18 protein-coding genes are annotated in these 18,882 nt (G+C 64.4%); 4 read left to right on the plus strand and 14 right to left on the minus strand.

Annotated features, from left to right (window positions below; all coding sequences use genetic code 11):
* Positions 1-992: 992 nt before the first annotated feature.
* On the plus strand, positions 993-2,186 hold the full coding sequence (argE, locus tag JQ603_RS32465) for an acetylornithine deacetylase (protein ID WP_212346011.1): 1,194 nt from the start codon (positions 993-995) through the stop codon (positions 2,184-2,186).
* A gap of 262 nt (positions 2,187-2,448) precedes the next feature.
* On the opposite strand, the gene JQ603_RS32470 is transcribed toward argE, so the two are convergent.
* The 3 genes from JQ603_RS32470 to JQ603_RS32480 all read right to left on the minus strand — a co-directional run bounded on the left by JQ603_RS32470 (position 2,449) and on the right by JQ603_RS32480 (position 5,583).
* The gene (locus tag JQ603_RS32470) at positions 2,449-2,790 is read right to left on the minus strand and encodes an NIPSNAP family protein (RefSeq protein ID WP_212346014.1); all 342 of its coding nucleotides are present in this window, start codon (positions 2,788-2,790) and stop codon (positions 2,449-2,451) included.
* Between the two features lie 358 nt (positions 2,791-3,148).
* Positions 3,149-4,207, minus strand: coding sequence for a phosphotransferase family protein (locus JQ603_RS32475; protein WP_212346017.1), 1,059 nt, complete (start codon positions 4,205-4,207; stop codon positions 3,149-3,151).
* A gap of 140 nt (positions 4,208-4,347) precedes the next feature.
* The gene (locus tag JQ603_RS32480; protein WP_212346020.1) at positions 4,348-5,583 is read right to left on the minus strand and encodes an acyl-CoA dehydrogenase family protein; all 1,236 of its coding nucleotides are present in this window, start codon (positions 5,581-5,583) and stop codon (positions 4,348-4,350) included.
* A 313-nt stretch (positions 5,584-5,896) separates the two neighbouring features.
* Here JQ603_RS32480 and JQ603_RS32485 point away from each other — a divergent pair, with 313 nt between their 5' ends.
* Positions 5,897-6,559, plus strand: coding sequence for a TetR/AcrR family transcriptional regulator (locus JQ603_RS32485; protein WP_212346023.1), 663 nt, complete (start codon positions 5,897-5,899; stop codon positions 6,557-6,559).
* Between the two features lie 6 nt (positions 6,560-6,565).
* Here JQ603_RS32485 and JQ603_RS32490 read toward each other — a convergent pair whose 3' ends face one another.
* The 8 genes from JQ603_RS32490 to JQ603_RS32525 form a co-directional block, all read right to left on the minus strand.
* Complete coding sequence (locus tag JQ603_RS32490; RefSeq protein ID WP_212346026.1) at positions 6,566-6,958, minus strand: RidA family protein; 393 nt, start codon at positions 6,956-6,958, stop codon at positions 6,566-6,568.
* 90 nt (positions 6,959-7,048) lie between these two features.
* Positions 7,049-7,264, minus strand: coding sequence for a hypothetical protein (locus JQ603_RS32495; protein ID WP_063682708.1), 216 nt, complete (start codon positions 7,262-7,264; stop codon positions 7,049-7,051).
* 175 nt (positions 7,265-7,439) lie between these two features.
* Positions 7,440-8,315 (minus strand): 3-keto-5-aminohexanoate cleavage protein, encoded by an 876-nt coding sequence (locus JQ603_RS32500; RefSeq protein WP_212346029.1) that lies wholly within the window; start codon positions 8,313-8,315, stop codon positions 7,440-7,442.
* 212 nt (positions 8,316-8,527) lie between these two features.
* Positions 8,528-9,757, minus strand: a complete 1,230-nt coding sequence (locus JQ603_RS32505) for a CaiB/BaiF CoA transferase family protein (RefSeq protein ID WP_212346031.1) — start codon at positions 9,755-9,757, stop codon at positions 8,528-8,530.
* 163 nt (positions 9,758-9,920) lie between these two features.
* The gene (locus tag JQ603_RS32510) at positions 9,921-11,141 is read right to left on the minus strand and encodes an MFS transporter (RefSeq protein ID WP_212346033.1); all 1,221 of its coding nucleotides are present in this window, start codon (positions 11,139-11,141) and stop codon (positions 9,921-9,923) included.
* Positions 11,142-11,271: 130 nt separating this feature from the next.
* A complete protein-coding gene (locus tag JQ603_RS32515) occupies positions 11,272-12,099 on the minus strand; it encodes a 3-keto-5-aminohexanoate cleavage protein (protein WP_212346035.1) in 828 nt (275 codons plus the stop codon).
* Positions 12,100-12,221: 122 nt separating this feature from the next.
* Positions 12,222-13,619: an MFS transporter gene (locus JQ603_RS32520; protein WP_212346037.1), complete on the minus strand. Its 1,398-nt coding sequence runs from the start codon at positions 13,617-13,619 to the stop codon at positions 12,222-12,224.
* A 261-nt stretch (positions 13,620-13,880) separates the two neighbouring features.
* Complete coding sequence (locus JQ603_RS32525; RefSeq protein ID WP_212346039.1) at positions 13,881-14,621, minus strand: NUDIX hydrolase; 741 nt, start codon at positions 14,619-14,621, stop codon at positions 13,881-13,883.
* 100 nt (positions 14,622-14,721) lie between these two features.
* Here JQ603_RS32525 and JQ603_RS32530 point away from each other — a divergent pair, with 100 nt between their 5' ends.
* Positions 14,722-15,768 (plus strand): SPFH domain-containing protein, encoded by a 1,047-nt coding sequence (locus JQ603_RS32530; protein WP_212346041.1) that lies wholly within the window; start codon positions 14,722-14,724, stop codon positions 15,766-15,768.
* A complete protein-coding gene (locus tag JQ603_RS32535; protein ID WP_212346043.1) occupies positions 15,752-16,687 on the plus strand; it encodes a sugar kinase in 936 nt (311 codons plus the stop codon). The genes JQ603_RS32530 and JQ603_RS32535 overlap by 17 nt, the downstream gene beginning before the upstream one ends.
* Positions 16,688-16,692: 5 nt before the next feature.
* On the opposite strand, the gene JQ603_RS32540 is transcribed toward JQ603_RS32535, so the two are convergent.
* The 3 genes from JQ603_RS32540 to JQ603_RS32550 are packed head-to-tail and all read right to left on the minus strand — an operon-like array spanning position 16,693 to position 18,713.
* Positions 16,693-16,896, minus strand: coding sequence for a hypothetical protein (locus JQ603_RS32540; protein ID WP_018647184.1), 204 nt, complete (start codon positions 16,894-16,896; stop codon positions 16,693-16,695).
* A 33-nt stretch (positions 16,897-16,929) separates the two neighbouring features.
* On the minus strand, positions 16,930-18,264 hold the full coding sequence (locus tag JQ603_RS32545; protein WP_212346046.1) for a PQQ-dependent sugar dehydrogenase: 1,335 nt from the start codon (positions 18,262-18,264) through the stop codon (positions 16,930-16,932).
* Positions 18,261-18,713, minus strand: coding sequence for a DUF2231 domain-containing protein (locus tag JQ603_RS32550; RefSeq protein WP_212346049.1), 453 nt, complete (start codon positions 18,711-18,713; stop codon positions 18,261-18,263). Before JQ603_RS32550 ends, JQ603_RS32545 begins: the two co-directional genes overlap by 4 nt.
* Positions 18,714-18,882 lie beyond the last annotated feature (169 nt).

Consider the following 18,882-nt stretch of genomic DNA (forward strand, 5'->3'; position numbering starts at 1 on the left):
TCCTGAGGTGCGAGGCTTGTGATGCGAATGCATCGCAAGCCGAGCCTCGAAGGATGAACGGCCGAGATGTAGCGGGGCCGTCGCCCTTCGAGGCCTCCGCTTCGCTCCGGCACCTCAGGGTGACGGTGATGGATTGGTGCTCGCAGCAACGTTGGTATTCGATCGTCAATTGAAGACACACCTTCGCATCCTCGCGGCATCTTCCGCCCGAGCTTTGCCTCGATGCCTCACCCCCATCGAAAGGGGGCGCAGGGAAGACCGGGTGCCGGCCGGGCACCCACGGTCCACTGTGCGAAAGGTGGCAGCAAGAATTTGCACAGCGGCATACAGGTGAAGCCAAACATCCGGCCTTCCCTGCGCAGTGGTTTTACGGCTTATGTCGTGATCTCCCCGGGGAGCGATGCACTATTGCCCCCGTCGCCGTACGGATCGCTGATGCGCGGGCCCGGTCGGGCCGCAACATCACCGCAAGGCTTGACGCACAGACCCCGGGCGTCAGGACCACACGATTTTGCCGTACGTGAGCCGCACCTGTCGCTGGCGCGAGGTCTTCGCTCACGGCTCTCCGCCCTGCGAAGCTTTTCGCGCCGATGTGGCCCACGTCCACCGCCATCCGGCCCGCGTGTCGTGACGATCGCGATACGCCCCTCTTCCTTGGGCCGGAGTGCGGCGACACATACGCCGTTTCCGAATTTCGGTAAAGCGGAATATTTTTGGCGCCCTGCCTTGACCGGCATGATGGATGTTTTGCCCGTCGGGCAACCCAAGGGCTTGTAGATGCGTAGGGTGGATTAGCCGAAGGCGTAATCCACCCCTTCTGCTTCCGTGGAGAGAGACAGTGGTGGGTTACGCCTTCCGACTGCGCTTCACGCAGCCGCAAGGCTAACCCACCCTACGAAACTACGGGCCTGTGTTGATTTGCGCCACCAGCCATCACATTGGTATGGTTCGTGCAAGCGCTTCTGCTTCCGTTCCCACGACAAGAAATGACAATGCCGAACCCGATCTTCCCAAGCTCAAGACCCGATCGCATCCGCCACCTCCTCGCCGACCTCGTCGGCTTCGACACCATCAGCGACCGCACCAACCTGCCGCTGATTGCCCATATCGAGAGTTATCTCGCCTTCCTCGGCATCAAGGGCGAGCGCATCGTCGACGAGACCGGGCAGAAGGCTTCGCTGTGGGTGACGATCGGGCCGCAGGACCGGCCGGGCTTCGTGCTGTCGGGCCACACGGACGTCGTTCCCGTGATCGGCCAGGACTGGAGCCATGATCCGTTCAAGCTGGTGGAGCGCGAGGGCAAGCTCTATGGCCGTGGCACCACCGACATGAAGGGCTATGTCGCGGTGTGCCTTGCCATGGTGCCGGAGATGCTGGAGGCGAAGCTGACGACGCCGATCCATCTCGCCATCTCCTATGACGAGGAGATCGGCTGCGTCGGCGTGCGGCCGATGCTGCACGAGGTCGCAAAGAAGAAGCTCAGGCCGCTCGGCGCCTTCATCGGCGAGCCGACCCAGATGCAGGTCATCATCGGCCACAAGGGCAAGCACGGTGTGCGCGCGACCTTTCGCGGGCTCGCCCGTCATTCCTCGATCGCGCCCGAGGGCGTCAATGCGATCGAATATGCCGCCGAGCTGATCGTCGAGATCCGCCGCCGCGCCGTGGCACTCGCGGCCGTGCGATCGACCGACAGCCTCTACGACGTGCCGCATTCGACGCTGCTCACCAGCATCGTGCATGGCGGCGCCGCGCTGAACATCGTGCCCGATACCTGCACGGTCGATTTCGAATGCCGCGGCATCGGCATCACGGAGTCCAAGGAGGTGACCGATGCGATCGTCGCCTGGGCCAAGGCCGAGCTCGAGCCGGCGATGAAGGCCAGGCATCCGGACTGCGGCATCGATTTCGAGGAGATCCTCGATTATCCCGCGCTCGACACTGCCGCCGATGCCGCCATCGTCACGCTCGCAAAAAGCCTTGCCGGGCGCAACGACCACGCCAAGGTCGCCTTCGGCACCGAGGCGAGCCTGTTCGCCAGCATCGCCGACATCCCCTCGGTCGTGATCGGCCCGGGATCGATCGCGCAGGCGCATACGCCGGATGAGTTCGTGGAGATGGCGGAGCTGGAGAAATGCGCGGAGTTCGTGGAGAGGCTGATCACGCATTGTGCGAAGACGGCGTCTTAGGCGACGCTGCCGTAGGGTGGGCAAAGCGACTTGTCCGCCGTAGCTCGAAGAGCGAAGGCGGAAGCGTGCCCACCACTTTTCCACCATCGCGGAGAGATGGTGGGCGAAGCGCTACGCGCTTTTGCCCACCCTACGAGAGTTGTGCCTCGTCATTGCGAGGAGCTCTTGCGACGAAGCAATCCAGACTGTTTCCGCATATACATCCCTGGATTGCTTCGCTACGCTCGCAATGACGGGTGGAACGAGCTCCGCCTCATCACAGCTAACGCAGCAAGCTCCGCGCCGGCGAATAATCCACCGGCACGAGCAAGCGGTCCTCGATCTGGCCGACCATCAAGCCGTGTTCGGCGTGAGTGACCCGCTTGATCTCGGACCACTCGGTGTCGGCCATGAAGGCCGTCCACGCCGCCGTTTTGGCCGCCTCGTCCGGCCATTCCAGGAGATAAGCGAATTCGGTGCGGTCGCTGAACCTGGTTTCCCACATCGCCACGATCCGGAAGCCATATCTGGTTCGCATGATGCGCGCCGCGTGGTCGCGAAAGCGGGCGTGGAAGGCGGCCTTGTTCTTCTCGAAGATCTCGTAGATGCGCAGTTGCTGGACCATGATCGTCTCCTTGCGGAGGAGATATGGTCACGCTTGGTGGCAGGACAAGCTGCGGGCGTTCCTCACGATCTGCGTCATGCCCCGAGACGGCGGCCGTTCAGGCGACGCTGCCGTAGGGTGGGCATAGCGAAGCGTGCCCACCCTTTTCTCCGTGATCGCGGAGAGATGGTGGGCACAGCGCTACGCGCCTTTGCCCACCCTACGAGAGCTGACGTAGCCCGCATGAGCGAAGCGACATGCGGGATCATCTGTCCCGGATATCGCTTCGCTCATCCGGGCGACGACACCGAGTATGCGGAAACAGCGGCGCACATCGAAAGCAAAAGGCGCGGCCACATCGACCGCGCCTTCGTTCTTCCTACACCGCGCCCGCCTTCTGCGCGTATTCCCATGATGCTTGCGACAGCGGCACGGTGCGCTTGGCTGACTCCAGCGCCTTGGCGTTGGCGGCGGTGCCGTCGCGGATGCGGCCGGCGATGCCCTGGGTGATGCCCGCGAGGCGGAACAGATTGTAGGAGAAGTACCAGTTGAGATCAGGCACGCTCATCCTGGTGACGTTGCAGTAGATCTGCGCCGCCTCTTCCAGGCTCGGGATGTTGAGCGCCTTGATGTCGACGCCCTGCAGGCCCGGCATGATCCACTGCATGAGCAGATAGGTGAAGTCGGCCATGGGATCGCCGAGCGTCGACAGCTCCCAGTCCAGCACGGCCTGAACGCGCGGTTCCGTTGCGTGGAAAATCATGTTGTCGAGGCGATAGTCGCCGTGGACGATCGAGACGCGCGCCTGCTCCGGCACCGTCTTGGGCAGCCATTCGGCGACCTTCTCGAACTCCGGAATGTGCTGCGTCTCCGAGGCCCGGTACTGCTTGGTCCAGCGATCGATCTGCCGCGCGAAGTAATTGCCGGGCTTGCCGAAGTCGCCGAGGCCGATCGCGACGGGATCGAACATGTGCAGCTTCGCCAGCGTCTCGATCTTGCTGGTGAAGATCTTGCGTCGTGCATCGGCATCCTGGCTCGGCAGCGTCGGATCCCAGAATACCCGACCCTCCTCCATCGACATGATGTAGAAGGCGGCGCCAATGACGCTGTCGTCCTGGCACAGCGCATAGGCATGCGCGACCGGAAAGCCCTGCTTTCCAAGCGCCGCGATGACGCGATACTCGCGATCGACCGCATGCGCCGACGGCAGCAACTTGCCGAAAGGCTTGCGGCGCATCACGTAGGAGCGCTTCGGCGTGTTGAGGCGATAGGTCGGGTTGGACTGGCCGCCCTTGAACTGGAGCACGACCAGCGGGCCTTCATAACCTTCGACGTTCTCGCGCATCCACGCCTCGAGGCGCAGCTCGTCGAAACGATGCCGCTCCTCGACCGGCTTGGTGCCCGAGAATTCCTCGTCTTTCCTGACGCCGTCAGCCACGGTGACGCTCCCTCTTCAGTCCTGACCGTTTCTGGTCGAGCACGATCCTAATCGGTAACCGCTGACGCACTTGCGTCAAGCGGTCACCCAATCATGCCCTGTCTTTTCTTTAGATCGGGAGCGCCGCCTGGCTCTCCCTCTCAATGACTGGCAGAGTTTGCATACTTCCGAAGTTCAAGTCTGGCAATGGCGCGATTGTGCACCTCGTCCGGACCGTCGGCGAGACGGAGCGTGCGGATGTGGGCGTAGTCCTTGGCAAGGCCCGCCTCGTCCGAGACGCCGGCGCCGCCAAAGGCCTGGATCGCCTGATCGATGATCTTCAAGGCCATGTTGGGGCCCGCGACCTTGATCATGGCGATCTCGAGCTGCGCGGTCTTGTTGCCGACCTTGTCCATCATGTCGGCGGCTTTGAGGCACAAGAGGCGATTCATCTCGATGTCGGTGCGGGCCTCGCCGATGCGCTGCTCCCACACACTGTGCTCGATGATCTTCTTGCCGAACGCGGTGCGCGAGGCGAGCCGCTTCACCATCTTCTCCAGCGCCTCCTCGGCCTTGCCGATGGTGCGCATGCAGTGGTGAATACGGCCGGGGCCGAGGCGGCCCTGGGCGATCTCGAAGCCGCGGCCTTCGCCGAGCAGGATGTTCTCCTTCGGCACCCGCACGTTCTCGAGCAGCACCTGGGCATGACCGTGCGGCGCGTCATCGAAGCCGAACACGGGCAGCATCTTCTCGACCTTGATGCCGGGCGTGTCGAGCGGAACCAGGATCTGCGACTGTTGCTGGTGCTTGGCGGCCTTCGGATCGGTCTTGCCCATCAGGATCGCGATCTTGCAGCGGGGATCGCCGACGCCGGACGACCACCATTTGCGGCCGTTGATGACGTAGTGATCGCCGTCCTTCTCGATACGGGTCTCGATGTTGGTGGCGTCGGACGATGCGACCGCCGGTTCCGTCATCAGGAAGGCCGAGCGGATCTCGCCGTCCATCAGCGGACGCAGCCATTTGCGCTTCTGCTCCTTGCTGCCGTAGCGGATGAACACTTCCATGTTGCCGGTGTCGGGCGCTGAACAGTTGAACACTTCCGAGGCCCAGGTGATGCGGCCCATCTCTTCCGACAGCAGAGCGTATTCCAGATTGGTCAATCCCGCGCCACGGAATTCATCATCTTCATGCTCGTTTGGCGGCATGAACATGTTCCAGAGGCCTTCGGCCTTCGCCTTCTTCTTGAGGTCCTCGAGCACGGGGATGACCTTCCAGCGCTCGCCGCTGCGATCCTGCTCGTCATAAACAGGCACCGCCGGGCGCACATGCTTGGCCATGAAGGACCGCACGCGGTCGAGCCATTCCTTCTGCTTGGGGGACAGATCGAAATCCATGGGACGCTCCTCGTTTCTCTCTCGCTGATGCTTTTGCGCCGGACTGTCCTCCCGCCGCGCGCGGCCCGCAAGCGCGAATGCGCTCGCCTTGCGGACGCCCCGGAACCCGGCGCAGTTGCGAACGAGTCCCGATTGCGGATTGACTTTTCCCGGCCTTCAAACGATAGTTTCATACAACTGTTTGAATTGCAACTCCCTCGCTCACGACGTCGTTCCGGGGCAGCCCGCAGGGCTGAACCCGGAATCCCGAAATGTGGCGCGAGATTCCGGGGTCGACGCTGGCGCGTCGCCCCGGAATGACCGGACAAGAGCCATGGCCAGCGATCATACGAGGTCTGCCATTCTCGCCGCCGCCGAACGGCTTTATGCCGATCGCGGCTTCGGCGACGTGACGCTGCGCGACATCGTGGCGGAGGCCGGCGTCAACCTCGCCGCGGTGAACTATCATTTCGGCTCGAAGGACGAGCTGATCGCGGAATTATTTGTCACCCGCTCGATCGCCACCAACCGCGAGCGCCTGCGCGAATTGAAGGCGGCCGAGGAAGAAGGCGGCGGCCGCGCGCCGATCGAGGTGATCCTGCGGGCGCTGGTCGGGCCGACCTTGCGGGGCTGCCTGGGGCCGGAGAACCAGCGCTCGACGGCGGCGCGTTTCATGATCCGCGCCTCGATTGAATCCGTGCCGCCGATTCGCCGCATCAAGAACCGCGAGATCGACCATTTGCGCAAATTCGCCGGCGCGATGCGCAGGTCCCTGCCCGACCGCAGCGACGTCGATATCTATTGGGGCCTCAACTTTGCGCTCGCCATGGCGCACCACACCATCCGCGAGAGCGAACGGCTGACAAAGCTGTCGGAAGGCAAATGCGACCTCGACGACGTCGAGGACGTGGTCGCGCGCGTCGTCAGCGTGGCGACGATGGCGCTGACGGCGGGACGGGTGGAGGCGAAGGTGCCGTCAAAGGTTGCGGCACGCTAGCGCGCGTTACATCATCGCAATGCAGTCGATCTCGACGTCGAACGGACCAAACCATTCCGGCGTGCAGACGAAGATCCGCGCCGGCGGATCCTGCGGGAAATAGCGCGCATAGACCGCGTTGAAGGCGGCGAAGTGTTTTGTCGAGGTGCAGTAGACGTTGCACTTCATGACGTTGTCGAGCGAGGCGCCGGCCGTCTCGAGGCACAGCTTCATCTGCTCCATGATGAGCTCGCTCTGGCGCTCGATCGGGGCGACGGCGATTTCGCCGGTCTCGGGGTCGAACGGCGGCAGGCCGGCGACGAAGATCATGTTGCCGGCACGCGTCACGGGCGAGGTCGGCGCCTTCCAGCGATCCAGAAACGACGAGATCGGTTCGACGCGGAGCGCTTCGCGTTTCATGCGGCCACCTTCGGTTCGAGCGAGACTGAGGCCTGACTACATCATTCTGCAGCCGGCATGTTTCGCTTCTGATCGAAGTGTGGTGGCGGGTTACGCCCGCTGCGGCATCTCCTCGGCCTCTTCCTTGGCGAGCAGCAGCAGCATCTCGATGCCCATCTCGCCTTCCTGCGGCGAGCGGATGAACTTTATTTCGTCGGCGCTTTGCCGCAGTGCGGCAATGATAGCGACGGCCTGATTGGCGGTTGCCGCCTCAGTCGCCAGAATGGACTTCTGGTTCTTGGACTGAAACCCGATGGTGTAGGACATTCGTTCCCTCCCGCGCTTACGAGAAGAGATCGAATCAGAGTCGCGCGCAGAGTGGAAGCCTGTGCGACTACGGACCGGGTTTATCTGGGGATTGCGCGCAAGCTCCACGCAAGGCCGCGCGAGCGCCACACTGAGGTCACCAGTCTATGGTTAGCGATCCGGCGTCGGCGCAGTGTTACGCCAGCCCCAGCATGGCACGCGTATCGGCGGCGCTCGCAACCGTCGCACCAAGGCTCTTCAGGATGCCCGCAGCGTGCGCGACGAGTTCCGTATTGGTCTTCGCCAGCACGCCCCTGGACATATAGAGATTGTCCTCCATGCCGACGCGGACATGGCCGCCGAGCAGATACGCCTGCGCCACCATCGGGAATTCGGCGCGGCCGATGCCGAAGCCGGACCAGATCGCGCCTGATGGCAGCAGGCCGCGGGCATAGAACATCGTCTCGGGCGTCGCCGAGAAGCCGTATTTCACCCCGAGCACGAGCGAGAACAGGCCCGGCCCCTTCAGCGTGCCGTCGGCGAACAGGTCGCGCGCCAGATGGCAGTCGCCGGAATCGAACAGCTCGATCTCCGGCAGCACGCCGGCGGCCTTCATCCGCTCGGCCATGATGCGGACGTTGCGCGGCGTGTTGATCACGACCTCGCCGCCGGAATTCATGGTGTTGAGGTCGAGCGTGCAGATGTCCGGCTTGAGCAGCTCGATATGCTCGACACGCTTCTCAGGCTGGAGCAGCGTTGTGCCCGGGCCGGCGATGCGGGGATCTTCGATCGAGGGCACGAAGCGGCCGCCGGGGCCGGTGGTGAGATTGATGACGAGGCTCTTGTTGCGCGCGCGGATTTGCTCGACCACCTCGCGGTAGAGATCGACCTCCATCGAGGGCCGCCCCGTGGCGGGATCGCGCACATGGATGTGGGCGATGGCCGCGCCGGCTTCGGCGGCTTCCAGCGCGGATGTCGCGATCTGTTCGGGCGTGATCGGGAGGTACGGCGACTGCTCGGGTTTTGTGAGATTGCCGGTGATGGCGCAGGTGATGATGGTTTTGCTGGTCATGCGATGCTGCTCGATGTCGTCGTGACTTAAGCCTTGCGCAAATTTACCTGACCCTCCCCTGGAGGGGGAGGGTCGATGCGCATGCAGCGAAGCGGAATGCGCAGCGGGGTGGGGTGACGGTCTCTCCGCATGGGACACTGCCCGTGTTGAGAGATCACCCCACCCCGGCGCTTCGCGCCGACCCTCCCCCTCCAGGGGAGGGTAAGAGCGCGCTAGATAATCCCCTGCTGCTTCAGCTGCTCGATCTTCCCGGCATCGTAGCCGAGCTTGCCGCCGAGCACCTCCTGAGTGTGCTCCCCGAGCAGCGGCGGGGCGCGGTAGTTCTTGATCGGGGTCTCCGAGAAGGTCAGCGCGTTACGGATCAGCGACAGCTCCGGCTCGAACTTGTGCTCGGTCTTCACCCGCATGCCGCGTGACTGGACGTGCGGATCGGAAAACACCTGCTCGAAATTGTTGATCGGACCTGAGGGCACGCCGGCCTCCTCCAGCTTGTCCAGCCAATAGGCCACCGGATTCTTCAGGAACAAGCCGGCGAAGATCGCCATGATCTCCTTGCCATGCACGACACGGTCATTGTTCTTGATGAAGCGCTTGTCATTGGCGAGCTCGGGCTCGCCGAGCACGGCGCAGGTGCGCTGGAACTGGCCGTCATTGCCGACCACCAGCATCAATTCGCCGTCGGTGCAGCGGAATACGCCGGCCGGCATGCCGCCATTGCCCCAGGTGCCGCGGCGCGGCGGGGTCTTGCCGTTGACGAGGTAGATCTGCAGCCAGTGCGACAGCGAGGCGATGACGGTGTCGAACAGGCAGACGTCGATGTGCTGGCCCTGCCCGTCATTGGCATCGCGATTGTAGAGAGCCGAGAGAATCCCGATCGAGGCATTCATGCCGGTCATGTAGTCGACGATCGACGGGCCGACCTTCATCGGGCCCTCGCCCGGCTCGCCGTCGATATGGCCGGTGACGCTCATCAGCCCGCCCATCGCCTGCAGGATGGCGTCGTAGCCGGCGCGCGGCGCATACGGTCCGGTCTGGCCGAAGCCGGTGACCGAGCAATAGATGATGCCGGGGTTGATCGCCTTGATCGTCTCGTAGTCGAGGCCGTAGCGCTTGAGATCGCCGACCTTGTAGTTCTCCATGAAGACGTCGACATCCTTGGCGAGCTCGCGGATGATCGCCTGCCCTTCGGGCTTGGCGATGTTGACGGTGACCGACTTCTTGTTGCGGTTGGCGCAGAGATAGAACGAGTTGTTGTTGTTCGCCTTGCCCTCGGGATCGCTCAGGTAAGGCGGGCCGAAGGCGCGCGCGTCGTCGCCGGTGCCCGGCCGCTCGATCTTGATGACCTCCGCGCCGAGATCGCCCAGCATCTGGGCCGACAAGGGCCCGGCAAGCACGCGGGTGAGGTCAAGGATCTTGATGCCTGAGAGCGGCAAGGCCGACATGTCGGTTTCCTCCGGGGAACTGGTGTTGGCGCGGCGGCTCGAGCCAAGCCGCGCTCCCTGCGGATACACCATTTTCGGTCCCCGAGCACTGCGCTCCGGGCATACGGCCATCCGCGCCGCCACAGCCGTGGCCCCGCGGCGGCGATTTTCCGCGTCGCGAAGATCAGCGCGCCGAGCTCAGGTTTGCAGCCGCTGCGGCCACGCTTGGCCGCCGTCGCCCGAGCAGGACCAGGATCAATACCGTCGCGCAGGAGCAGACGAAGGTGAGACCGAGCGCACTGCGGCTGCCGAACTGGGTGAGCAGGCCGGCCAGCAGCGGCGGCGACAGCGCGGAGGCCAGATTAAGCGGCAATGCGATCATCGACATCGCCTTGGCGAACTCGGCCTGGTCGTAGAACACGAGCGGAATGGTCGCCCGTGCCACCGCCATCGCGCCGCTGCCGGCGCCATAGAGCAGGATGAAGACCGCGACTGCCCAGGTCGCCCCCTCGCTCAGCATCAACAGCAGCATGGCCACGGGCAGCGCCGTGCCGGCTACGAGCCCGGTCGTGATGCCATCCCACCGTCCGCCGCCGAGGAAGTCGAGCCCGCGGGCGCTGACCTGGATGACGCCCAGCATCGAGCCGAAGGCGATGGCCTGGGCCGGCGCCAGCCCTTCCGCCCGCAGCAATTCGATGAACACCGCGCCGAGGCCGAAATTGACGAAGGCGTTGAGGGTGATCGCGGAGACGACGAGGCCGAACGTGCTGCGCGCAACCGGCGGCACATCCGCGTGCTTTGCCGGCGCCGGGCCCTTGTCCTTCGCGACGCTCCGGCGCGGCGCAGCCAGCGCATAAAGCGGGAGCGAGACCACGATCAGCATGGCGGCGTAGACGAGGCAGGTCCAGCGCCAGCCGACGAGACCATTCAGGAACGATGTGGCCGGCCAGAAGATGCTGCTCGAAAGCCCGGTCACCAGCATGAGCGCGCCGATCGCGCTCTTGGCCTGCCGTCCGGCGACCTCGTTGAGCATGATATAGGCACCGGTCGAGAGCGTGGCGCTGCCGGCAAGGCCAAAGACGATCCAGGCAGCGAAATAGAGGGCCGGGTCACGCGCGAAGAACAGGAGCACGAATCCGGGCACGCTGACGACCGTGCCCACCATCATCACCTTGCGTGCCCCATGTCGCGCGAAAACCTTGGCGAGCCAGGGCGCGCACAGGCCCATGGTGACATAAAGTGTCGAGGTGCCCGCAAAAACCATCGGCAGGCTCATGCCGAGATCGGCGGCAAGGTCGCGGCCGATGATGGGCGGAAGGCCGATCGTGCCCCATCCAATGAGCTGGGTGATTGCAAGCACCAGCAGGACCCCGATGAGCCTGCCGTCAGATTTCAAGAACCGCATTCCAAACGTCGCCCGCCCCAGCTGCGTGCCTGTGCACGGACCGGTCATAGCGGGAGTCTTGGCGCAACGGAACGTCAGCCACCGAATAGCAGAAGGCAGCCGGGAGCATGTCAGGAGGAGGCAGTAGCCCCTACCCCGCGAGCCCGAGCAGGGATCGCGCCTCGGCCGCGGTGGCGACGCGCCGGCCATGGCGCGTGACCGCCTCACAGGCGACGGTCACGAGCTCCGCGTTGCTGGCGGCGAGTCGCGTCTTGTCGATCCTGATATTGTCCTCGAGGCCGGTGCGAACCGCGTCGGCGCCCCGCGCGAGCGCCCAGCCCATGACCTCGGCTTGATGGCGCCCGATCCCGGCAGCCGTCCACGTCGCGTTCGGGATCAGGCGCTTGAGCTCTCCCAGGAGGATGTCGAGCACGTGCTCGTCCGCCGGCATCGCGTTCTTGACGCCCATGACGAACTGCACGTGCGGACGCGCATCCATCAGTCCCGACTCGATCAGGCGACGGGCGCCGTGCAGATGCGACAGATCGAAGATCTCGATCTCCGGCCGGATGCCGTTCGCCTTCATGCCGGTCGCGAGCGTCTCGACCAGGGCGGCGCTGTTCTCGTAGACGATGGTCGGAAAGTTCACCGAGCCCGTGGACAGCGAGGCCATGTCAGGCTTCAGGTAGAGCGATGATCCACGCGCCGAGGGATCGCGCCCTCGCCCGCCGGTGGAGAACTGAACGATCATCCCCGGACAATGCTTTTTGACGCCCTCCTGCACCAGCGCAAAACGCTCGGGATCGGAGGACGGCGTCTCGTCATCGTTGCGAACGTGGATATGGGCAAGCGTGGCACCGGCCTCGAAGGCCTGGTGGGTCGACTCGATCTGTTCGGACGGCAAGATCGGCACTGCCGGATTGTCCTTCTTGCGCGGAACAGAGCCGGTGATGGCGACAGCAACGACGACGGGGTTCATCCCTGGACCTCATGATGATCGCGCTCGCGCGCACCGGGTTCGACTAGGCAGTTACATAACAAGTCGAGCCCTGCCGCTACAAACATCATCGATCGCAGCGGCACGGCTTTCTCGCGTCAGCGTCAGGTCGGGACTGCGGTCGCCCCGCTCGCCGCCTCCGCACGCTGCCGCTCATAGTCGGCCCGCGGGATCGGAACGGCCTTGGGATTGCCGAGATCGTCGATGCTGATCCGGTAGGTTTCCCGCGCCGAGACGGCCGCCAGCGCCGCGATGACCGTGATGCCGAAGGCGATCGCCCCGACCGTCAGGGGAATGTTGGCCGAGCCGGGAGGCGCCACGGTCGCAAACAGGGCCGGAAGCAACGCGGTGATGGTCGTCCCGATGTTCTGCGAGATCGCCATCGCCGACACACGGGTGCGCGTCGGAAACAGCTCCGGGTAGAAGCTCGGGAAAATCGCGTTGTAGCCCTGGTAGACGACGCCCCACATCAGGAGCGAGAGCAGGATCGCCAGCGGCACGTTCCGGATGCTGATGGCATAGAGGTAGCCGAAAGCAAGCAGGCCGGAGAGCAGCGCGCCCACGATGATCGGAGGCTTGCGGCCGACCTTGTCGGAGAGATGGCCGACGAAGGGAATGACGAACACCGCCAGCATGTTTCCGAGCACGGGGATCCAGAGATAGACGTCCTTGGCAAAACCGATGCCATAGGCCGGCTGCACCGCGTAGGCCGCACCGAAGATGGTGGCGACGACGGGGATGACGTTCATCAGCGCCATGCAGATGACCCTGAGCATGTCGCGCCAGCTCAGCTTGATGGCCTGGACGATGGGCGCCCGCGGCGTTTCCCCCTGCTCGCCCTCGCGGGTGAAGGCCGGGGTTTCGTCGACTTCGCGGCGAATGATGTAGCCGGCGACGATGACGAAGAAGCTGAGCAGGAAGGGAATCCGCCAGCCCCAGCTGTTGAAGGCCTCCGTCGGCATATAGGCCGCCAGCGGCAGGAAGACGGCTGCTGCGAGAATTTGGCCGGCCTGAACGCCCTGAAGCGCGAAGCTCGCGTAGAAGCCGCGCCGGCCGAACGGCGCGTGCTCCAGGATCATCGAGCTCGCGCCGGAGATTTCACCGGCAACGGCAAATCCCTGCACGAGGCGAAGAATGACGAGCAGGATCGGCGCAAGGATGCCGACCTGGTGATAGGTCGGGAGAAGGCCGACCGCCATCGTCGAGATGCCCATCAGGAACATGCAGACGATGAGCACGGTCTTGCGGCCATGCGTGTCGCCCCAATGTCCGAGGACGAAGGCGCCGATGGGACGCGCCACATAGCCGACGCCATAGGTCGCCAGCGATGCGACGATTGCGACGGTAGGATTGTCCGAGGGGAAGAAGATTTGCGGGAAGATCAGCGAGGCGGCAGTCGCGTAGATGAAGAAGTCATAATATTCGAGAGCCGACCCAATCCAGCCGCTCGCAGCAGCCTTCTTGGACTGACCCATGTCGTGGATCGCGCGAGTCGTGGTCATCTCAGAAATTCCTCCTCTGGGTTTATCGACGTCCCGTTGGCGGGCTTCGTTCGAAATCGGACAGCACTCTCCAGGCGCTCTGCGGGGCTTTGCGGAGCGCTTGTCATGGCCGATGGCTGTCTGATTGGTCGCAACAATAGGCTTTCGCCGGGCTAACACAATTACCCAGTTATGCGATAAACCTAACATGATGTTATCTACGCCAGAGCGTCTATCTCCGGGCTCCGGCGATGCTCGCGCTCGGCATGACGCCGCGAGAGCTCACTCCGGCGGATTGAACGTCCGCACGAAATACACGGGCTCCCTGCCCTTCTTCAGCCGATAGAGCTGCGCCGGACGGTTCGGGCCGCGGCGCATCTTCGCGACCGGCTCGATCATGTCGGCCGACAGGATCCGCGTCCGGAAGGCACTCTTCTCGAGGGGGCGATCGAGCACGATCTCGTAAACGCGCTGCAAATCCGGCAGCGTGAATTCCGCGGGCATCAGATAGGCCGGCAGCGAGGTGTACTCCACCTTGTTGCGCAGGCGCTGGATCGCGGTCGCCAGGATGTCGCCGTGATCGAAGGCGAGCTTGTCCTTGAGCCTGCCGCCGGGAAGCGGAAACCAGCGCGCATCGGGCGCAAGCTCGCTTGCTTCGTCCGGGATCAGCGCGAAATAGGCGTGCGTCGCCGACCAGCCGCGCGGATCGCGCGTCGCACTGCCCCAGCTTCCGAGCTGCTCGAGATAAGGGCTCGTAACTCCGGTCTTTTCCCTGAGCTTGCGGGCCGCACAGGCCGCGAGATCGCGGTCCTTCGCGACGTCGACGAAGCCACCCGGCAGCGCCCACGTCAGCGGAAACGGCTCGCCCTCACCCGCCGGACGTTGCACCAGCAACACCTGAAGGCTGTCGTTCACGATCGCAAAAATCACCACATCGACCGTGGTCAGGGGCCGCGGAAAGTCCAATTGTCCTGACTTTCCATGGTCTTTGCCAAGGTTCTTGTTAAGCGCCTCGCCTGCCATCCCCAACTCCGCTGTTCGGCCTTGACAGTAGCATAGTTAGTTGTACAGTCCAACTTCCTTAGTTGCTCAGGCACACTTAGTAAGACCGACGGAGAAGGCCATGTTTGGCGTCAGGTTCATCAAGGCTCAGCCCACCACCTATCTCATGAAGTATCGCGCCGGCGAGATCGTCGCCGAAGGCGCCGGACTTTCCGCGCTCTACTACGCGCCGGTGACCATGCTCGTCGCCGTGCCGATCGGCAGCCGCGACGCCTCCTTCATCTTTCAGCAGATCGCGCGCGACTTTCAGACGCTGACGGTGCAGGGCCATGTCACCTATCGCATCAACGAGCCGAAGAAGGCGGCCTCGATGCTCGATTTCACGCTGAAGGCCGACGGCAAGACCTATGAGACCGACGATCCCGAGAAGCTGCCGCAGCGCATCCTCGGGACGGTCGAGGTGCTCGCGCAGCAGGCGGTGAAGGAGCTGACGCTGAAGGACGCGCTGCAGTCCCCTGACCGCATCGCCGACATCATTGCGGCGGGCTTGCGGGCGCGCGCCGACATCGCCTCTCTCGGCCTCGAAATCCTCGGCGTGTCCATTCGCGGCATCAAGCCGACGCCCGACACCGCAAAGGCGCTGGAAGCCGAAGCGCGCGAGGCGATCCTGAAGAATGCCGACGAGGCGATCTTCGCCCGGCGCAATTTTGCCGTCGAGCAGGAGCGCGCCATTCGCGAAAGCGAGCTCGACACCGAGATCGCGGTCGAGCAGAAGAAGCGGTCGATCCGCGAGACCCAGATGGACGCCGAGGCGAGCGTCGCCGCCAAGCGCAACGAACTGCGCCAGGCCGGCATGGCCGCGGACATCGTGCTGGAAGGCAAGCGCAAGGACTTCGTCGGCCTCAACGCCGAGAACACCAGGACGCTGGCCGACGCCGAAGCCTATCGTGTTGGCGCGCTGATGAAGATCTTCGAGGGCGTCGACACCCGCGTGATCCAGGCGCTCGCCGCGGCCGGCATGCAGCCGGGGCAGCTGATCGCGCAAGCCTTCTCCGGCATCGCCGAGAAGGCCGAGAAGATCGGCCAGCTCAACGTCTCTCCGGACCTGCTCAGCCAGTTGATGGAGAAGCCGAAGATGACGGAGGCCGGCAGTGCCCGCCGCCAATGACCGCAAGATCGTGCTGGTGACGCGCAAGACCAGGCTGGAGGACCTGATTGCGCGCTACCTGACGCCGGCGCAGGCGCGCTTCTATGTCGAGCATCTCGGCGCCGACTTCTCCGACTATGAGCGCGAGCACGAGGTCTATCAGGCGCAGCGTCGCACGACGCTGCAGGTGCTGGAGCAATGGGGCCGCTATCAAGTCATCGAGCGCGGTTTCCTGCCCAACTTCATCTTCGCACCCGATGACATCGTGGTTGCGCTCGGCCAGGATGGCGTCGTCGCCAACACGATGAAATATCTCGACGGCCATCCGCTGATCGGGGTCAATCCGGACCCTGCGCGCTATGACGGCATTCTCCTGCCCTTCGCGCCCCGCGACCTCGCAAAGCTCCTGCCAGAGATCGCCGCCGAGAAGCGCGACAGCCAGGCCGTAACGATGGCGGCAGCGCGGCTCAGCGACGGTCAGGTGCTGCATGCCGTGAACGACCTGTTCGTCGGTGCACGCACGCATGTCTCCGCGGTCTACGAAATCGCGGCCGGCGGGATGACGGAGCGGCAGTCCTCGAGCGGGCTGATCGTCTCGACCGGGCTCGGATCGACCGCCTGGTTCAAGAGCATCGTCACGGGATCGCTTGCGATCGCCGGCAGTGTCGGCCAGCCCTCTCCGCCGGCCGCCTACGACGCCCTGCCCTGGGACGCAGCGGAGTTGCGCTTTGCCGTACGCGAGCCCTTCCCCAGCCGCCATTCGCAGACCAATCTCGTCTTCGGCCGGCTGGCGTCCGAGGATCAATTGCGCATCCGCTCCCTGATGGCGGAAAACGGCGTCATCTTCAGCGATGGCGTCGAAGCCGACCGCCTCGATTTCAACGCGGGCGCGGAGGTCACGATCGGAATTGCCGCGCGGCGCGGGCGGCTGATCGTGTGACGATCTTAGCTGCCGAGCGCGTTCTCGCCGGCTTCGCGGCCGGGCACGCTGACATGAACCTCGTGGCCCTCGCGCAGGGCCAGGGACGCCGCCGCGACCGCCGACTCGAACGCAGCTTCCTTGGTGGCGTATCTGCTCTTGACGTCGCCGTCATGCAGCACGCCCCATTCGTCCTGTACCGGCACGATCGCATATTGAGCAAGGCCCATGGTCTTTTCCTCCAGCTCTCTCATATCCGTGCTCTATCGCTGCGTGAGCTGCGGATGCGTCGCGCTCACCCGCCACACCGTGTTGCCGCTGTCGTCTGCGACCAGCAACGCGCCGGTCTTGTCGATGGCGACGCCGACAGGACGGCCGCGCGCGTGGTTGTCGCTGTTGAGGAAGCCGGTCACGACATCCTGCGCCGGCCCGCTCGGCTTGCCGTCGCTGAACGGCACGAACACGACCTTGTAGCCGTTCAGCACCTGCCTGTTCCAGCTGCCATGCTCGCCGACGAAGGCGCCGCCGCGATAGACGCTCGGCAGGCTGCTCCCCGTATAGAATGCCATTCCGAGCGGAGCGACATGCGAGCTCAGGGCGTAGTCGGGCACGATCGCCTTGGCGACGAGATCGGGCCGCTCCGGCTTGACGCGGGGATCGACGTGCTGGCCGTAATAGCTGTAGGGCCAGCCGTAGAAGCCGCCGTCCTTCACCGAGGTCATGTAGTCGGGGACGAGGTCGGGGCCGAGCTCGTCGCGCTCGTTCACCACCGTCCAAAGCGCGCCGGTCTGCGGCTCGAAGCTCAGGCCGTTCGGATTGCGCAGGCCGCTCGCAAAGATGCGCCAGCGGCCGCTGTCGCGATCGACTTCGAGGATCGCGGCGCGATTGTGCTCGGCCTCCATGCCGTTCTCGGTGATGTTGCTGTTGGAGCCGACGCCGGCATACAGCTTCGAGCCATCGGGGCTGGCGACCAGGCTCTTGGTCCAGTGATGGTCGATCGGGCCGCCCGGCAGCGGCGTCAGCACCGTGCCCGGCGCGGTGATCTTCGTGTCCCCTCCCGTGTAGGGATATTTGACGATGGCGTCGGTGTTGGCGACATAGAGGTCGTTGCCGACCAGCGCGACGCCGAAGGGCGAGTTGAGATGGTCGAGGAAGACGCTTTGCGTATCCGGCACGCCGTCGCCGTTCGTGTCACGCAGCAACGTGATGCGATTGCTCTCGCCGGTATCGCCGCCTGACGTCGCCCAGGGCTCGACATAGCCGATCACGATTTCCTTAGGCCGCTTGATCGGAGCCCCCTTCGGCGCCTTGGACTCCACCACCAGCACGTCGCCATTGGGAAGCACGTAGAGGAAGCGCGGATGCTGCAAGTCCGTTGCGAAAGCCTTGGCCTGCAAGCCCTGTGCGACCGTGGGCGTCTCATCCTTCTTCCAGCCGACGATGCGCGCGATATGCATCGGCGGCAGCAGGTATTGCTGAATCTCGGGTAGCTTCGGGTTGGCGCCGATTTGCGCATTGGGATCGCCGCTGCCGTCATTGCAGCCGGCAAGGCACAGCAGCGAGACGCACAATAGCGCACGCGCAAGCATGGACGTCATCGCGCAACTCCCACGCCGTGACGATAGACCATGGCCCAGCCGAGCCAGCCGGTGACGGGCAGGATCAGTGCGGTGATCGCCGAAAGGATGAGCCCGGTCGGCCACACCGAGGTCCAGCCATCGCGCGTGTGGATCAGGACATTGAGGGTGGCGAGAACCAGCGCCAGCGCGTTGCCGAGCAGATGCGGCCAGGCCGGCGGCTGCGCGCGCACCAGGCGGTTGCCGAGGAAATCGGTCAGGCCCGCAATCGCCGCCAGCCAGCCGAAGATGACGCCAACGAGGAGAAGCCAGGCGGAGAAATTCGCCCACATGATCTCGGCGCTGGCGACATAGGCAATGTCGGTCAGCAGCGCGCCGATGAAGCACGCGATCGGAATCGGCACCAGCATCGGATGAATCGGATGGCCTGCGATTTGCGCGGTGCTGTGCACGCGCACGTCTTGCTGCACGGTCGGCCTCGTATGGCTCTCGCCCTGCCCGACCGCCAACTCGCGCTTGCGGCGAAGGTTCCTACTGCAGCGCGGTCACTGCGCGCCTGCCTGATACGCCGCATATGCGCGCTTCAAGCCATCGTGAAGCGACGTCGTCGCGCGCCAGCCGAGCTTGTCGAGGCGGCTG

This window comes from Bradyrhizobium liaoningense (genome assembly GCF_018130825.1).
Lineage (GTDB): Bacteria > Pseudomonadota > Alphaproteobacteria > Rhizobiales > Xanthobacteraceae > Bradyrhizobium > Bradyrhizobium liaoningense_B.

Bases quoted from the DNA above. Each gene is read 5' to 3' on its own strand.
- argE (WP_212346011.1), top strand. From the start codon at position 993: ATGCCGAACCCGATCTTCCCAAGCTCAAGACCCGATCGCATCCGCCAC.
- JQ603_RS32470 (WP_212346014.1), bottom strand. From the start codon at position 2,790: ATGGTCCAGCAACTGCGCATCTACGAGATCTTCGAGAAGAACAAGGCC.
- JQ603_RS32480 (WP_212346020.1), bottom strand. From the start codon at position 5,583: ATGGATTTCGATCTGTCCCCCAAGCAGAAGGAATGGCTCGACCGCGTG.
- JQ603_RS32485 (WP_212346023.1), top strand. From the start codon at position 5,897: ATGGCCAGCGATCATACGAGGTCTGCCATTCTCGCCGCCGCCGAACGG.
- JQ603_RS32490 (WP_212346026.1), bottom strand. From the start codon at position 6,958: ATGAAACGCGAAGCGCTCCGCGTCGAACCGATCTCGTCGTTTCTGGAT.
- JQ603_RS32495 (WP_063682708.1), bottom strand. From the start codon at position 7,264: ATGTCCTACACCATCGGGTTTCAGTCCAAGAACCAGAAGTCCATTCTG.
- JQ603_RS32500 (WP_212346029.1), bottom strand. From the start codon at position 8,315: ATGACCAGCAAAACCATCATCACCTGCGCCATCACCGGCAATCTCACA.
- JQ603_RS32505 (WP_212346031.1), bottom strand. From the start codon at position 9,757: ATGTCGGCCTTGCCGCTCTCAGGCATCAAGATCCTTGACCTCACCCGC.
- JQ603_RS32510 (WP_212346033.1), bottom strand. From the start codon at position 11,141: ATGCGGTTCTTGAAATCTGACGGCAGGCTCATCGGGGTCCTGCTGGTG.
- JQ603_RS32515 (WP_212346035.1), bottom strand. From the start codon at position 12,099: ATGAACCCCGTCGTCGTTGCTGTCGCCATCACCGGCTCTGTTCCGCGC.
- JQ603_RS32520 (WP_212346037.1), bottom strand. From the start codon at position 13,619: ATGACCACGACTCGCGCGATCCACGACATGGGTCAGTCCAAGAAGGCT.
- JQ603_RS32525 (WP_212346039.1), bottom strand. From the start codon at position 14,621: ATGGCAGGCGAGGCGCTTAACAAGAACCTTGGCAAAGACCATGGAAAG.
- JQ603_RS32530 (WP_212346041.1), top strand. From the start codon at position 14,722: ATGTTTGGCGTCAGGTTCATCAAGGCTCAGCCCACCACCTATCTCATG.
- JQ603_RS32540 (WP_018647184.1), bottom strand. From the start codon at position 16,896: ATGGGCCTTGCTCAATATGCGATCGTGCCGGTACAGGACGAATGGGGC.
- JQ603_RS32545 (WP_212346046.1), bottom strand. From the start codon at position 18,264: ATGACGTCCATGCTTGCGCGTGCGCTATTGTGCGTCTCGCTGCTGTGC.